The sequence below is a fragment of the Zobellella denitrificans genome (genome assembly GCF_002407485.1).
GTDB classification, from domain to species: domain Bacteria; phylum Pseudomonadota; class Gammaproteobacteria; order Enterobacterales; family Aeromonadaceae; genus Oceanimonas; species Oceanimonas denitrificans.
This window is the reverse complement of the sequence record NZ_CP012621.1, coordinates 1,287,252-1,301,013: the sequence shown is the minus strand read 5'-3', so window position 1 is coordinate 1,301,013 and position 13,762 is coordinate 1,287,252. Positions and strand designations below refer to the sequence as shown.

At 62.3% G+C, this 13,762-nt stretch carries 14 protein-coding genes and 12 tRNA genes; all 26 read right to left on the bottom strand.

All coding sequences use genetic code 11. The annotated features are described in order from the left end of the window. Positions 1-201: 201 nt before the first annotated feature. The gene (gene nadA / locus AN401_RS06280; RefSeq protein WP_094037951.1) at positions 202-1,263 is read right to left on the bottom strand and encodes a quinolinate synthase NadA; all 1,062 of its coding nucleotides are present in this window, start codon (positions 1,261-1,263) and stop codon (positions 202-204) included. A gap of 137 nt (positions 1,264-1,400) precedes the next feature. Further along, positions 1,401-1,476 (bottom strand) — tRNA-Lys (locus AN401_RS06275). A gap of 23 nt (positions 1,477-1,499) precedes the next feature. Then, positions 1,500-1,575: transfer RNA gene (locus AN401_RS06270), tRNA-Val, on the bottom strand. Positions 1,576-1,582: 7 nt separating this feature from the next. Further along, a tRNA-Lys gene (locus AN401_RS06265) sits at positions 1,583-1,658 on the bottom strand. Positions 1,659-1,682: 24 nt separating this feature from the next. Beyond that, positions 1,683-1,758: transfer RNA gene (locus AN401_RS06260), tRNA-Val, on the bottom strand. Between the two features lie 44 nt (positions 1,759-1,802). After that, positions 1,803-1,878: transfer RNA gene (locus AN401_RS06255), tRNA-Val, on the bottom strand. A 7-nt stretch (positions 1,879-1,885) separates the two neighbouring features. Beyond that, a tRNA-Lys gene (locus AN401_RS06250) sits at positions 1,886-1,961 on the bottom strand. A gap of 24 nt (positions 1,962-1,985) precedes the next feature. After that, positions 1,986-2,061 (bottom strand) — tRNA-Val (locus AN401_RS06245). A gap of 30 nt (positions 2,062-2,091) precedes the next feature. After that, positions 2,092-2,167 (bottom strand) — tRNA-Val (locus AN401_RS06240). Between the two features lie 7 nt (positions 2,168-2,174). Further along, positions 2,175-2,250: transfer RNA gene (locus AN401_RS06235), tRNA-Lys, on the bottom strand. Positions 2,251-2,274: 24 nt separating this feature from the next. Continuing rightward, positions 2,275-2,350: transfer RNA gene (locus tag AN401_RS06230), tRNA-Val, on the bottom strand. Positions 2,351-2,380: 30 nt separating this feature from the next. Next, positions 2,381-2,456: transfer RNA gene (locus AN401_RS06225), tRNA-Val, on the bottom strand. A gap of 7 nt (positions 2,457-2,463) precedes the next feature. Then, positions 2,464-2,539: transfer RNA gene (locus AN401_RS06220), tRNA-Lys, on the bottom strand. Between the two features lie 143 nt (positions 2,540-2,682). Beyond that, positions 2,683-3,450: a tol-pal system protein YbgF gene (ybgF, locus tag AN401_RS06215; RefSeq protein WP_096778820.1), complete on the bottom strand. Its 768-nt coding sequence runs from the start codon at positions 3,448-3,450 to the stop codon at positions 2,683-2,685. Positions 3,451-3,466: 16 nt separating this feature from the next. Further along, entirely contained in the window at positions 3,467-3,988 is a 522-nt protein-coding gene (gene pal, locus AN401_RS06210) for a peptidoglycan-associated lipoprotein Pal (RefSeq protein WP_094038970.1), read from the bottom strand. A 26-nt stretch (positions 3,989-4,014) separates the two neighbouring features. Further along, positions 4,015-5,313 (bottom strand): Tol-Pal system beta propeller repeat protein TolB, encoded by a 1,299-nt coding sequence (gene tolB, locus AN401_RS06205; protein WP_094038971.1) that lies wholly within the window; start codon positions 5,311-5,313, stop codon positions 4,015-4,017. Between the two features lie 2 nt (positions 5,314-5,315). Next, entirely contained in the window at positions 5,316-6,479 is a 1,164-nt protein-coding gene (tolA, locus tag AN401_RS06200; protein ID WP_094038972.1) for a cell envelope integrity protein TolA, read from the bottom strand. A 7-nt stretch (positions 6,480-6,486) separates the two neighbouring features. Continuing rightward, positions 6,487-6,912: a protein TolR gene (gene tolR, locus AN401_RS06195; protein WP_094038973.1), complete on the bottom strand. Its 426-nt coding sequence runs from the start codon at positions 6,910-6,912 to the stop codon at positions 6,487-6,489. After that, positions 6,912-7,592, bottom strand: a complete 681-nt coding sequence (gene tolQ, locus AN401_RS06190) for a protein TolQ (protein ID WP_094038974.1) — start codon at positions 7,590-7,592, stop codon at positions 6,912-6,914. Before tolQ ends, tolR begins: the two co-directional genes overlap by 1 nt. Next, positions 7,582-7,992 (bottom strand): tol-pal system-associated acyl-CoA thioesterase, encoded by a 411-nt coding sequence (ybgC, locus tag AN401_RS06185; RefSeq protein ID WP_094038975.1) that lies wholly within the window; start codon positions 7,990-7,992, stop codon positions 7,582-7,584. The genes tolQ and ybgC overlap by 11 nt, the downstream gene beginning before the upstream one ends. A gap of 162 nt (positions 7,993-8,154) precedes the next feature. Then, complete coding sequence (ruvB, locus tag AN401_RS06180; protein ID WP_094038976.1) at positions 8,155-9,162, bottom strand: Holliday junction branch migration DNA helicase RuvB; 1,008 nt, start codon at positions 9,160-9,162, stop codon at positions 8,155-8,157. Between the two features lie 3 nt (positions 9,163-9,165). After that, positions 9,166-9,771, bottom strand: coding sequence for a Holliday junction branch migration protein RuvA (gene ruvA / locus AN401_RS06175; RefSeq protein ID WP_094038977.1), 606 nt, complete (start codon positions 9,769-9,771; stop codon positions 9,166-9,168). A gap of 288 nt (positions 9,772-10,059) precedes the next feature. Then, positions 10,060-10,581 (bottom strand): crossover junction endodeoxyribonuclease RuvC, encoded by a 522-nt coding sequence (gene ruvC, locus AN401_RS06170; RefSeq protein ID WP_094038978.1) that lies wholly within the window; start codon positions 10,579-10,581, stop codon positions 10,060-10,062. A gap of 90 nt (positions 10,582-10,671) precedes the next feature. Next, on the bottom strand, positions 10,672-11,412 hold the full coding sequence (locus AN401_RS06165) for a YebC/PmpR family DNA-binding transcriptional regulator (RefSeq protein WP_096778819.1): 741 nt from the start codon (positions 11,410-11,412) through the stop codon (positions 10,672-10,674). Positions 11,413-11,415: 3 nt separating this feature from the next. After that, the gene (gene nudB, locus AN401_RS06160) at positions 11,416-11,859 is read right to left on the bottom strand and encodes a dihydroneopterin triphosphate diphosphatase (protein ID WP_094038980.1); all 444 of its coding nucleotides are present in this window, start codon (positions 11,857-11,859) and stop codon (positions 11,416-11,418) included. A 3-nt stretch (positions 11,860-11,862) separates the two neighbouring features. After that, positions 11,863-13,644 (bottom strand): aspartate--tRNA ligase, encoded by a 1,782-nt coding sequence (aspS, locus tag AN401_RS06155; protein ID WP_096778818.1) that lies wholly within the window; start codon positions 13,642-13,644, stop codon positions 11,863-11,865. Between the last annotated feature and the right edge of the window lie 118 nt (positions 13,645-13,762).

Below are 13,762 nucleotides of genomic sequence, written 5' to 3'. Positions count from 1 at the left end.
GCGTGAAGCAGCCAGAGTGCTTTGCGGGTTTGGCGTCACGCGCTTGAATGTGTGTACAGACGCATAAACGAAAGAGGCGTGAAGAGTAAGGTCGCCCTTACGCTTCACGCCTCTTTTGATTGCTTCCCGTTGCCACGCCAACGGGAAGAACAAGCGGAATGGCTAAAAACTACTCGGGCCGCTTCCAGCTTCCAGCTAAAATCAAGCGTTGCCTTTCACCTTCAGCTTGAGCTGCTCGGCGAAGTCCAGCATCCGCTCCAGCGGGATCATGGCCTTGACCCGGGTGGCTTCGTCCACCTGGATTTCGTGTTGCTTGCCGCCATCGCGCAGGGCGTCACGAATGGCCACCAGGCCGTTCATCGCCATCCAGGGGCAGTGGGCGCAGCTGCGGCAGGTGGCGCCGTTGCCGCCGGTGGGGGCTTCCACCATTTCCTTGTCGGGGCAGGCCTGCTGCATCTTGTAGAAGATGCCCTTGTCGGTGGCCACGATCAGCTTTTTGTGAGGCAGGGTCTGGGCCGCCTTGATCAGCTGGCTGGTGGAGCCCACCGCGTCCGCCAGTTCCACCACCGACTGGGGGGATTCCGGGTGCACCAGCACGGCCGCATCCGGATTCTGGGCTTTCAGCTCTTGCAGCGCCTTGGCGCGGAACTCGTCGTGCACGATGCAGGCACCCTGCCAGCGCAGCATGGAAGCACCGGTCTGCTTCTCGATATAGGCGCCCAGGTGACGGTCCGGCGCCCAGATGATCTTGTGGCCTTCGCTGTCGAGGTGCTCCACTATCTCGAGCGCGATGCTGGAGGTGACCACCCAGTCGGCCCGGGCCTTGACCGCCGCCGAGGTATTGGCGTACACCACCACGGTGTGATCCGGATGGGCGTCACAGAAGGCGGTGAATTCGTCTTCGGGGCAACCAAGATCGAGGGAACACTCCGCTTCCAGGGTGGGCATCAGCACGGTTTTTTCCGGGCTCAGGATCTTGGCGGTCTCTCCCATAAAGCGCACCCCGGCCACGATCAGGGTGTCGGCCTGGTGGTGCTTGCCGAAACGGGCCATTTCCAGGGAGTCGGATACGCAGCCACCGGTTTCCTCGGCCAGGGCCTGGATCTCGGGATCGGTGTAATAGTGGGCCACCAGCACGGCGTTTTTGGCGCTCAGCAGTGCCTTGATTTCGTCTTTCAGCGCCTGTCGCTGGTCCGCGCTCAGCGGGGCCGGCTTGGCGGGAAAGGGGTAGTCAAACTCGATGATATCGACAGCTTCAGTCATGACCTGATCCCAATTGCTCCATCCAGATAGCTATAGTAGCGAGGCATTATAACGCCGCTTGGGTTTTAACCCAAACATCCGGTAATAAAAGCGACATAAAAGGAAAGTAGGGAGAGAATACGAAAAGAAGGACTGGATGGTGGGTCGTGCAGGATTCGAACCTGCGACCAATTGATTAAAAGTCAACTGCTCTACCAACTGAGCTAACGACCCGTACAGTACGGACTACTTGAAGATGGTGGACGCTACTGGGATCGAACCAGTGACCCCCTCCTTGTAAGGGAGGTGCTCTCCCGGCTGAGCTAAGCGTCCGGAAATCTGGTGGGTCGTGCAGGATTCGAACCTGCGACCAATTGATTAAAAGTCAACTGCTCTACCAACTGAGCTAACGACCCGGATATTGCTGTTCCACTCGAAAGTGGTGGGTGGTACTGGGATCGAACCAGTGACCCCCTCCTTGTAAGGGAGGTGCTCTCCCGGCTGAGCTAACCACCCGGGGCATGCTTTTGTGAAAAGCACAACTTGCTGTTCAAAACAAGTGGTGGACGCTACTGGGATCGAACCAGTGACCCCCTCCTTGTAAGGGAGGTGCTCTCCCGGCTGAGCTAAGCGTCCGGGAATCTGGTGGGTCGTGCAGGATTCGAACCTGCGACCAATTGATTAAAAGTCAACTGCTCTACCAACTGAGCTAACGACCCGGATATTGCTGTTCCACTCGAAAGTGGTGGGTGGTACTGGGATCGAACCAGTGACCCCCTCCTTGTAAGGGAGGTGCTCTCCCGGCTGAGCTAACCACCCGGGGTATGCTTTTAGCAAAAGCATCAAAACTGGTGGACGCTACTGGGATCGAACCAGTGACCCCCTCCTTGTAAGGGAGGTGCTCTCCCGGCTGAGCTAAGCGTCCGGGAATCTGGTGGGTCGTGCAGGATTCGAACCTGCGACCAATTGATTAAAAGTCAACTGCTCTACCAACTGAGCTAACGACCCGGATATTGCTGTTCCACTCGAAAGTGGTGGGTGGTACTGGGATCGAACCAGTGACCCCCTCCTTGTAAGGGAGGTGCTCTCCCGGCTGAGCTAACCACCCGGGGTGTACTTTTGTCAAAAGCACCAAAACTGGTGGACGCTACTGGGATCGAACCAGTGACCCCCTCCTTGTAAGGGAGGTGCTCTCCCGGCTGAGCTAAGCGTCCGGGAATCTGGTGGGTCGTGCAGGATTCGAACCTGCGACCAATTGATTAAAAGTCAACTGCTCTACCAACTGAGCTAACGACCCTCTGGCCTGGGCTACCGGAGCAGCCCTGCCAACGGCGGCCTATATTACGGATTTAATTTGGTGACGCAACAGGAAAATCACCATTTCCAACCGTTTGCTTAAGGAACAGGCGACTCTCTCAAAAATTCGCCATTCCGCCCGGATCACAGGCTGTTCAGGTTTTCCTGGGCCAGGCGCGCCGCGCCACTGTTGCCGTACTCCCGCAGCACCTGCTCGTAATACTGGCGGGCCAGGCCGGCATCGCCCTGCTCTTTGGCGATCAACCCCAGCTTGAGGATGGAGTCGGCCCGCTTGTTGGAGCCGGGATAGGCTTCCACCACCCGGGCGAACTGGGCCTTGGCCTGATCGAACCGCTTCTGGGTGAACAGCAATTGCCCCAGCCAGTAATGGGCATTGGGCACATAGGTGGACTGGGGATACTGGGTGATAAAGCGGGCAAAGGCGGGGATGGCCGCGTCATAGTCCTTGTCCTGCAGCACCAGGTTAACCGCATTGTCGTAGGCTGCCTGCTCATCATTGCCGGCCGGCGCGGCGGCGGGGGCACTGGCGCCGCCCTGGGCCTGACCGCCATTCTGGGCGCCGCTCGGCTGAGGTGCCGCCGGCGCCGGGGCCGGCTGTTGGGCCGCATCCTGCTGGGCCGCCAGTATGGCGCGCTGGCGCTCGATCACCTGCTCCAGCCGGTAACTCTGCTCTTCCAGCAGGCCGCGCAATTCGCTGACTTCCTGCTGCAACCCGTTCAGCTGGCGCTGTTGGTCTATTTGGGCCTGGCTGCGGGCGTTGAAGGCGCGCTCCAGTTCAGCCAGGCGATCATTGACGGAGCCGCTGCCACCCACGCTCGTCACCGGTGCCTGGGCCCAGCTGGAGGTGGATAAAACAGCGGCCATCGAAATGGCCGCTAAATTAATCTTCATAGGGTCGACTTAAACCTTAGTAAACCAGAACCGCGCGGCGGTTCTTGGCGAAACCGGCTTCGGAGCGAGAAGTATCTACCGGCTTCTCCTCACCGTAGCTGACGATGGCCAGTTGGGCACCGTTCACACCCAGGCTCTGCAGGTAGCTGGTCACAGCCTTGGCACGACGCTCGCCCAGGGCGATGTTGTACTCGGGAGTGCCGCGCTCGTCCGCATGGCCTTCCACCAGCACGCTGACGGAGGGGTTGGAACGCAGGAAGCTGGCGTGGGCTTCCAGTACCTGGGCGTAGTGGCCGGTCACTTCGTCACGGTCGAACTCGAAGTAGATCACGTTCTCGCGACGCAGGGCTTCGTACTGCTGGCGCATCTGCTCATCGGCAGACATGGCACCGCCCACACCGCCGGTCTGTACGCCGTCCTGATAGCCGCTGCCCGCGGTACCGGTCATCGCATCGGAATCACTGGTGGAGCTACATGCGGCCAGGGTCAACATGGGCAGCGCTACCGCCAGACTCTGAAGCAGTTTTTTCATTTGCATCATTTTTCCTTAGAAATTGCAATGGTTTAGTTAAGGAACGGTGACCATGCCGGTGCACGAACATCACCGCTTCGTGCGGGCAGCCTGGCCTTGAAGCGACCATCCATAGACACCAGGGACAGCACCTGGCGGCCCTGATAGGTAGTACTATAGATGATCATGGTGCCGTTTGGTGCCGGGCTTGGCGATTCATCAAGCTGGGTTTCAGTTAACACCTGCATATGACCGCTATCCAGCTCCTGACGGGCAATTCGGTACTGTCCCTGTGAGCGACTGACCAGCACCAGGCTCTTGCCGTCTCTGGTCACGCTGGGTCCTAGATTCATATCCCCCTGGAAAGTGACACGACGGGTGTCACCCGAACCCAGATCGACCCGGTAGATCTGCGGCCGGCCGCCCCGCTCGGAAGCGAAGAAAAGGGCATTGCCGTCCGTCGACCAGGCCGGTTCGGTGTCGATTGTGCGGTTATTGGTCACCCGGGTCAACTGGCGGCTGGCCAGGTTGAGCACATAGATTTCGGGCTGACCGTCCCGGGACAACACCAGGGCCAGGCGGCTGCCGTCCGGCGACCACTGGGGCGCGCCGTTGATGCCCGGCTGGGAGCTGACCACCTGACGCTGCTGGCTGTAGATGTCCTGCACCACCACCTCGGCCTTCTTGTTCTCGAAGGACACATAGGCCAACCGGCGGCCGTCCGGCGACCAGGCCGGCGACATCAGCGGCTCGCGGGAACGCAGCAGCACCTGCTCGTTGAAGCCGTCGTAGTCGGCGATCATCAACTGATAGGGGTACTGGGCACCGTGCTGCACGTTGACGTAGGCGATGCGAGTGAGGAAGGCGCCCTTGATGCCGGTGAGCTTCTCGAACACGATGTCGGCGATGCGGTGGGCGTACTGGCGCAGCTGGGCCGCCGGCACGGTGGCGCTGCGGCTTTCAAGCAGCTGGGCGCCGTTCCTGTCCAGCACATCGGCCAGCTCGAAACTGATGCGGTACTGATCGCCACCGGCCGGCTCAATGGTGCCCACCACCACCGCCTCGACCTGGCGGGAACCCCAGAGGGCGGGGTTGAGCTGGCTGGCCTGGGCCACCTGCTGCGGCAGGCTGCCACGATCCAGCGGACGGAACATACCGCTGTTGCGCAGATCGCTGGCGATCACCTCCGCCAGATCCTGGGGCATGGCCCCTCCCCCGGTCCACTGGAAGGGCACCACCGCCACCGGACGGGCGCTGTCGATGCCGCCGGTAATAATGATATCCAGCGCCGCCTGAGCCCGGCCTGCGAGCAGCAGCAGCGGCAGCCATAACCACAACCATCTTTTTGTCATCACTAGAGCCTCGGTATCAGCGTTAAATTCAGGTTTTGCAATTGTCGGTTCACTTCCGGATCCTTCGGCATCGGCAGGGTGCCGGTCTTGCGGATAGCCAGCTCCGCCGAGCGGCACACTTCCCCGTCACCCTGGCCCTGGCCAATCTGCAGGATAAGGCCGTCGGCCGCCACCCGGATATTGATCCGGCACTGCTTGCCGACCATGGTCGGCCCCACCAGCCAGTTGCGCTGAATGGCGGCGATGATCATGCCGGTATAGCGATCCACCTCGCCCGCCGCGGCCGCGGAAGAAGAGGAGGAGCCGGTCGGCCCCGAGCCCATCAGGGCTTCCAGATCCTTCAGCGCCTGCTCCTGTTCGCGCTTCAGCGCGGCCTCGGCCTGCTTTTTCGCCTCTTCGGCCTTGCGCTTCTGTTCGGCTTCCGCCTGCTTTTTCGCCTCTTCGGCCTTGCGAGCCTCTTCCGCCTTGCGCTTTTGCTCGGCCTCGGCCTGCTTTTTCGCCTCTTCAGCCTTGCGGGCCTCTTCCGCCTTGCGTTTTTGCTCGGCCTCGGCCTGCTTTTTGGCTTCCTCGGCCTTGCGCGCCTCTTCCGCTTTACGCGCCTCTTCTGCCTTGCGTTGTTGCTCGGCTTCGGCCTGCTTTTTGGCTTCCTCGGCCTTGCGGGCCTCTTCCGCCTTGCGTGCCTGCTCCGCGGCCGCCTGCTTTCTCGCTTCCTCGGCCTTGCGGGCTTCCTCCGCCTTGCGCGCCTCTTCCGCCTTGCGGGCTTCCTCGGCCTTGCGCTGCTGCTCTACCACCTGCTGGCGTTCACGCTCGGCCTGGGCCTGTTGCTCGGCCACTACCTTCTGCTGTTCGGCCTGGCGGGCCGCCTCTGCTGCCGCCCGCTGCTGTGCCGCCTGCCGCTCGGCTTCTTCGGCGGCACGCTGTTCGGCTTCCTGCCGTGCCTGTTCGGCCGCCTGGGCCTGCTGCTGTTTGGCCTGCATGTCGGCCAGTTGCTGCGCCTGGGCCGCCACCATGCCATCGTCTATCATGGTAGCTTCGATTATGGATACCGCCTGGGTCGGCCGCTTGGGCGCATTGAAATTGACGCCCACCAGGAAAAAGATCCCGATCGTCAGGTGCAGAGCCAGCGAGATCAGTAACGGCTTGCGAATGCCCTCGTTCTCGGTCATGAGTCCGCTACTGCTCCGGTTGGGTCATGAGGCCGACGGACGGCACCCCGGCCGCCTTCAGGGTCGCCATCAGCTGGATCACGGCGTCATAACGTACATTGGCATCGCCCTTCACCACCACCGGCGCTTCCGGCGTGGTTCTCAGCTGATCCTGCACCATGGTGGCCAGCTCCAGCAGATCCACCGCCTCGTCCCGGCTGTCGCCCACGTCCAGGAAATACCGGCCTTCGGCGTCGATGGACGCCACCAGCGGCCTTTCGCTGTCTTCCGGCAGCATCTCGGCCTGGGCCTGGGGCAGATCCACCTTGACCCCCTGGGTGATCACCGGTGCCGTGGCCATGAAGATGATCAGCAGCACCAGCATGACGTCGATATAGGGCACCACGTTGATCTCGGCAACGCTTTTGCGACGCCTGCGCTGATAGCCGTGCATCAGTTGTTACCTGTCATCACTTGGCGGTTGAGGATGGTAGAGAATTCGTCCATGAAGTTGGCCAGGTGGTTTTCCTGCCGCTCTACCTGATAGCTGAAGCGGTTATAGGCGATAACCGCCGGTATGGCCGCAAACAGGCCCATGGCGGTGGCGATCAGCGCCTCGGCGATGCCGGGGGCCACCATCGCCAGGGTGGCCTGCTGCACCTCGGCCAGGGCGATAAAGGCGTTCATGATGCCCCAGACGGTACCGAACAGGCCGATATAGGGGCTGATGGAGCCGATGGTGGCCAGCAGCGACAGGTTGGTCTCCAGCCGGTCCACTTCCCGGGACAGGGCGACCCGCATGGTGCGGTAGGTGCCTTCCAGTATGCTGTCCTGGGCACGGCCCTGTTTTTGCAGGCGCACAAATTCCTTGAAGCCGGCGTAAAAAATCTGCTCCATGCCGGCCAGGCTGTCGCGGCGGGCGTTGCTCTCGTGGTAGAGGCGGCTCAGGTCGGAGCCGGACCAGAACTTTTCTTCGAAGGTTTCGGCGTCATCCCGGGCTGTGGTCAGCACCTTGCGCCGATTGATGATCAGCGCCCAGGACAGGACGGAGAAGCCCATCAGGGTCAGCATCACCAGCTGGACCAGCAGGCTGGCCTCCAAGAACAGACCTATAAACGATATTTCAGCGTGCACCTGACAATACTCCCATCAGCGGCTCAGGAATGGCAAAAGGTTTCATTTGAGCAATCTGGACGCAGGCGATCAGTACTTCGCCCCTGGCCAGACAAAGGCCCGCATCATCCAGAATTTCCTGCTCAAACACAATAGAGGCTCGTTTCAGCATTTTCACCGTCACGGTGACTTTTAATGCATCATTGAAGCGCGCCGGCTTGCGCAGATCCAGCTCGACACGCCGCACCACAAAGGCGACCCCCTGCTCCAACAACCCGTCTTGCTCAATCCCTTGACTGCGCAGCCACTCGGTGCGCGCTCTCTCCATGAATTTCAGATAGTTGGCGTTATAAACGATACCACCGGCATCGGTATCTTCGTAGTAGATACGCACCGGCCAATAAAAGTTCGTATCAGACATCGGCTACTCGGCCGCGAGGCTCAAAAGATGGGCATACTATACCCGAGTCATGGGAGGGAAAGAAGATGGCCCCGGACAGCCACGACACCGGCTGACCCGGAAGCGGGAAGCCGAGCCTACCCACCTCTCGATCGACTTCAAGCTTCAAGCTTCAAGCTGTCGTTACGGTTCCGGCAGATCAAAGCCGAAGTGCAGGTAGGCCCTGGGGGTGGCGACGCGACCCCGGGGAGTGCGCTGCAAAAAACCCTGCTGAATAAGGTAGGGTTCGATCACGTCCTCGATGGTTTCCTTTTCCTCGCCGATGGCCGCCGCCAGGTTGTCGAGCCCCACCGGACCGCCCATGAACTTGTCAAGCACGGCGTGCAGCAGCTTGCGGTCCATGTAGTCGAAGCCCTGCTTGTCCACGTCCAGCATGTCCAGCGCCTGGGCGGCGATGGCGGCGTCGATGCTGCCGCTGCCCTTGACCTCGGCGAAGTCCCGCACCCGGCGCAGCAGCCGGTTGGCGATACGTGGCGTGCCCCGGGCCCGGCGCGCCATTTCAAAGGCACCGTCATCGTCGATATCGAGCCCCAGCTTGTCGGCACTGCGGCTGATGATATGGGCCAGATCCGCCACCTGGTAAAACTCCAGCCGCTGCACTATGCCGAAACGATCGCGCAGGGGCGAGGTGAGGGAGCCGGCGCGGGTGGTGGCGCCCACCAGGGTGAAGGGCGGCAGTTCGAGCTTGATGGAGCGGGCCGCCGGCCCCTCCCCTATCATGATGTCGAGCTGGTAGTCTTCCATCGCCGGATAGAGGATTTCCTCCACCACCGGGCTCAGGCGATGGATCTCGTCGATAAAGAGCACGTCGCCCGGCTCCAGGTTGGTGAGCATGGCCGCCAGATCACCGGCCTTCTCCAACACAGGGCCAGAGGTGGTCTTGATGTTCACCCCCATCTCATTGGCGACGATATTGGCCAGGGTGGTTTTGCCGAGCCCCGGCGGGCCGAAGATCAGCAGGTGATCGAGGGCTTCTTCCCGCCGGCGCGCCGCCTCGATGAAGATTTCCATCTGGCTGCGCACATGATCCTGGCCCCGGTAATCCGCCAGCGCCTTGGGGCGGATGGCCCTGTCGATGGCTTCCTCTTCCCGCCGGGGGGCCGGGTTGATAAAACGGTCCGCTTCTATCATGGCTTATCCCATGCTCCGCAGGGCTTCGCGGATCAGTTGTTCGGCGTTCATCTCCGGCCTGGCGATTTTCTTCATCGCCTGCTCGGCCTGGGCCGCCTTGTAGCCGAGCGCCAGCAGCGCGGCCACGGCCTCGTCCCGGGCGCTGTCGGCCAGCACCGCGGAGGTCGCCGACTCGGGCGCCGGGTTGAACAGATCGTAACCGCCGAAGCCCTTGAGCCGGTCGCGCATCTCCACGATCAGCCGCTCGGCGGTCTTTTTGCCCACCCCCGGCAGCTTGACCAGGGCACCGATCTCTCCCTGCTCCACGTTGTAGATGAACTGATCGGCGGTCATGCCGGAGAGGATGGCCAGCGCCAGCTTGGGGCCGACGCCGTTGGTCTTGATCAGCTCCCGGAACAGGGCCCGCTCGGTCTTGGTGTTGAAACCGAACAACAGCTGGGCGTCTTCCCGCACCACGAAGTGGGTGAGCAGGGTCACCGCCTCACCCACCTTGGGCAGTTCGTAGAAACAGCTCATGGGCAGGGTGACCTCGTAGCCCACCCCGTTCACATCCAGCAGGATCTCCGGCGCCTGCTTCTCGCTGATGATACCTTTCAACCGACCTATCACTGGGGCTCCCCGCTAACCAATCTGTGTGGCGCCAAGCATAATAAATAACTGGATAAATATCCATGCACCTGAGCTGGAAGCCATCGGCTAGAAGCTGGAAGCAGATCGAAGCTGTTTGGAAATATTGAACCGTCTCTTTGGATTCGGCTTTGTTTGCGGGATGGACTCCCGCCTGCGCGGGAGTGACTCACTTCTAGACAAAACACAGCCTCACAAACACGGCTTACTACTCCCAGCAACACCACTTCCAGCTTTCAGCTTCACGCTTCCAGCTTGCGCGGCCGCGCGTCAGCGAAACCGCTTTCTCACCGTGCCACGTACCTGACCGGACATGCTGATCAGGCTCTGGCGGGTGTGGCCATGGCACAGGGCCACCGCCAGGGCGTCGGCGGCATCGGCCTGGGGCGTGCCCGGCAGCGTCAGCAGCTTGACCACCATGTGCTGCACCTGGGCCTTGTCGGCGGCGCCGGTGCCCACCACTGCCTGCTTGATCTGGCGGGCGGAATACTCCGCCACCTCCAGGCCGGCGTTGGCGGCGGCGACGATGGCCGCGCCCCGGGCCTGGCCCAGCTTCAGCGCCGAGTCCGGGTTGCGCGCCATAAACACCTGCTCGATGGCGAACAGCTCGGGCCGAAACTGCAGGATGATCTCGCTCACCCCGTCGTAGATCTTCTTCAGCCGGGGCGCCAGCTCATCGTCGCCCATGCGGATACAGCCCGAGCCCAGGTATTCCATCCTGTTGCCGGTCTGGCGCACCACGCCATAGCCGGTGATACGCGAGCCGGGATCGATGCCGAGGATAATAGACATCTCAATAAAGCCGGAAGCCGGAAGCCATAAGCCGGAAGCCGAAACCCGAAGCAGGAACCTCTTCCAGCTTCAGGCTTCTAGCTTCAGGCTTCAGAGCTTTTCCGCCACTTCATCGGAGATCTCGCCGTTGTGGTAGACCTCCTGCACGTCGTCCAGATCCTCGAGCATGTCGATAAGCCGGAGCAGCTTGGGCGCGGTGTCTTCGTCCAGTTCCGCCCTGGTGGAAGGGATCATGGTCACCTCGGCGTTGTCGGCGACCAGGCCGCCGGCGTCGAGGGCATCCTTGACGGCGCCGAACTCGTCCCACTGGGTGTAGACGTCGATGGAACCGTCGTCGTTCACCACCACGTCCTCGGCGCCGGCCTCCAGCGCGGCGTCCATCACCGCCTCTTCCTCCGCGTCCTGGTAGCTGATCACGCCCTTCTTCTCGAACAGGTAGGCCACGGAGCCGTCGGTGCCCAGGTTGCCGCCGCTCCTGGAAAAGGCATGGCGCACCTCGGACACGGTACGGTTGCGGTTGTCGGTCATGCATTCCACCATCACGGCGGTGCCGCCCGGACCGTAGCCTTCGTAGACGATGGTTTCCAGCACCTGGCCGTCCAGCTCGCCGGCGCCGCGCTTGATCGCCCGGTCGATGGTGTCCCGGGTCATGTTGTTGGACAGCGCCTTGTCGATGGCGGCGCGCAGCCGCGGGTTGGAGGCGGCGTCGGAGCCGCCTTCACGGGAGGCCGTGGTCAGTTCACGGATAAGCTTGGTGAAGATCTTGCCGCGCTTGGCATCCTGGGCCGCCTTGCGGTGCTTGATATTGGCCCACTTACTATGACCTGCCATAGGTTATTCTCCGGTTTGCTTGCTCTGGATCAGCCTGCCGATGGCCTCCTGGTTGGTCCAGGAGCTGGCGGCGCGCCGGGCGTCCTCCAGGGGCAGCCAGCGCTGGGCCAGGTGCTCGCTCAAACGCACCTCGCGGGGCGCCGGCAGGCGTAAACGGAATTCGTATTCCCAGTTATGGGTGACCCCGGGGCGATAGCGGTGCCGCCAGCGGGGATAGATCTCGAAACGCACCCGGTGGCCGGTTTCCACCAGCGCCAGGCCGTCGTCCAGCCTGATCCCGGTTTCTTCCTCCAGCTCGCGCACCGCCGCCTGAAAGCGGCTCTCGCCCGGCTCCAGGCTGCCGGTGACCGACTGCCAGAAGTCCGGGTTGTCCTTGCGTTGCAGCAGCAGCACCTGGTCCTCGGTATGGATGAGGACCAGCACCGACTCCGGGTGCTTGTGGCCCATGCCTCAGTCGTCCGCCCTGTCGGCCTGGGCCGCCGGCAGGCGGGTGGCGATGGCCAGTTCCGCCAGCGCGTCCGGGTTGGCCAGGCTGGGCGCATCGGTCAGCAGACAGGAGGCGGTGGTGGTCTTGGGGAAGGCGATCACGTCGCGGATATTGTCGGTGCCGGTAAGCAGCATCACCAGGCGGTCCAGGCCGAAGGCCAGGCCGGCATGGGGCGGCGTGCCGTATTTCAGCGCCTCCAGCAGGAAGCCGAACTTCTCCTGCTGCTCCTCGGCCTCGATGCCGAGCAGGCGGAACACCGTCTGCTGCATCTCGTTGTTGTGGATACGCACCGAGCCGCCGCCCACTTCGTAGCCGTTGATCACCATGTCGTAGGCATTGGCCACCGCCTCGAGCGGGCTGGCTTCCAGTTCGGCAACCGAGACCTCCTTGGCGGCGGTGAAGGGATGGTGCATGGCGTAGAGACGACCGTCCTCCTCCTCGAACATGGGGAAGTCGATCACCCACAGGGGTTTCCAGCTGTTTTCCACCAGTCCCAGATCCTTGCCCACCTTGAGGCGCAGGGCGCCCATGGAGTCGGCCACCACCTTGGCGGAGTCGGCGCCGAAGAAGAGGGCATCGCCGTCCTGGGCGCCGGTGCGGGCCAGCAGCTCGGCCACGATGGACTCGGTCAGGAACTTGGCCACCGGCGACTGGATGCCCTCCATGCCCTTGGCGGCCTCGTTCACCTTCAGCCAGGCCAGGCCCTTGGCACCGTAGATGCCCACGAACTTGCCGTATTCATCGATTTGCTTGCGGGAAAGTGCCGCGCCGCCGGGCACGCGCAGGGCGGCCACCCGGCCCTTGGGATCGTTGGCCGGGCCGGCGAACACCTGGAAGTCGACCTTCTTCAGCAGATCGGCCACGTCGGTCAGTTCCAGGGGGATGCGCAGATCCGGCTTGTCGGAGCCGTAGCGGCGCATGGCCTCGGCATGGGTCATCACCGGGAAGGCGCCCAGATCCTGGCCGGCCAGATCCTGCCACAGCTCGCGCACCAGTTGCTCCATCACCGCGCGCACCTGCTCGGCGGTCATAAAGGAGGTTTCCACGTCGATCTGGGTGAATTCCGGCTGGCGGTCGGCGCGCAGGTCTTCGTCGCGGAAGCACTTGACTATCTGGTAGTAGCGGTCGAAGCCGCTCATCATCAACAATTGCTTGAACAGCTGGGGCGACTGGGGCAGGGCGTAGAAATGGCCCTTGTGCACCCGGCTCGGCACCAGGTAGTCGCGGGCGCCTTCCGGGGTGGCCTTGGTCAGCATGGGGGTTTCGATGTCGAGGAAACCCTGCTCGTCCAGGAAGCGGCGCACCCGGCTGGTGACCTTGGCGCGGGTCTTGAGGAAGCGGGCCTGCTCGGGGCGGCGCAGGTCCAGGTAGCGGAACTTGAGGCGCTGCTCTTCGGAGTTGTTCTGGTTGAAATCCAGCGGCAGGGGGGCGGCCTTGTTGATGATGGTCAGTTCGTGGGCAAAGACTTCCACCTCGCCGGTGGCCATGTCCTTGTTCACCTGGGATTCGGGGCGGGCCCGCACCACGCCTGTGATCTGCACGCAGAACTCGGCGCGCAGTTCGGACGCCTTCTCGTAGGCCTCGGCCTTGTCCGGGTCGAAGAACACCTGGACGATGCCTTCCCGATCGCGCATATCGATAAAAATGAGGCCGCCCAGATCACGACGGCGATGCACCCAGCCACTCAGGGTCACATTCTGGCCAACCAGGGCAGCGTTGACCTGCCCGCAATAAATAGTGCGCATGGATCTGTTCCTAATGATATTGCCGCGCGACCGCCCGGGCCGCGGGACCGAAATTTGTCAGCGAATAGCGCGCTAGTATAATCGGAAACCCGAAGGGCGGTAAAATCTTACCGCCACC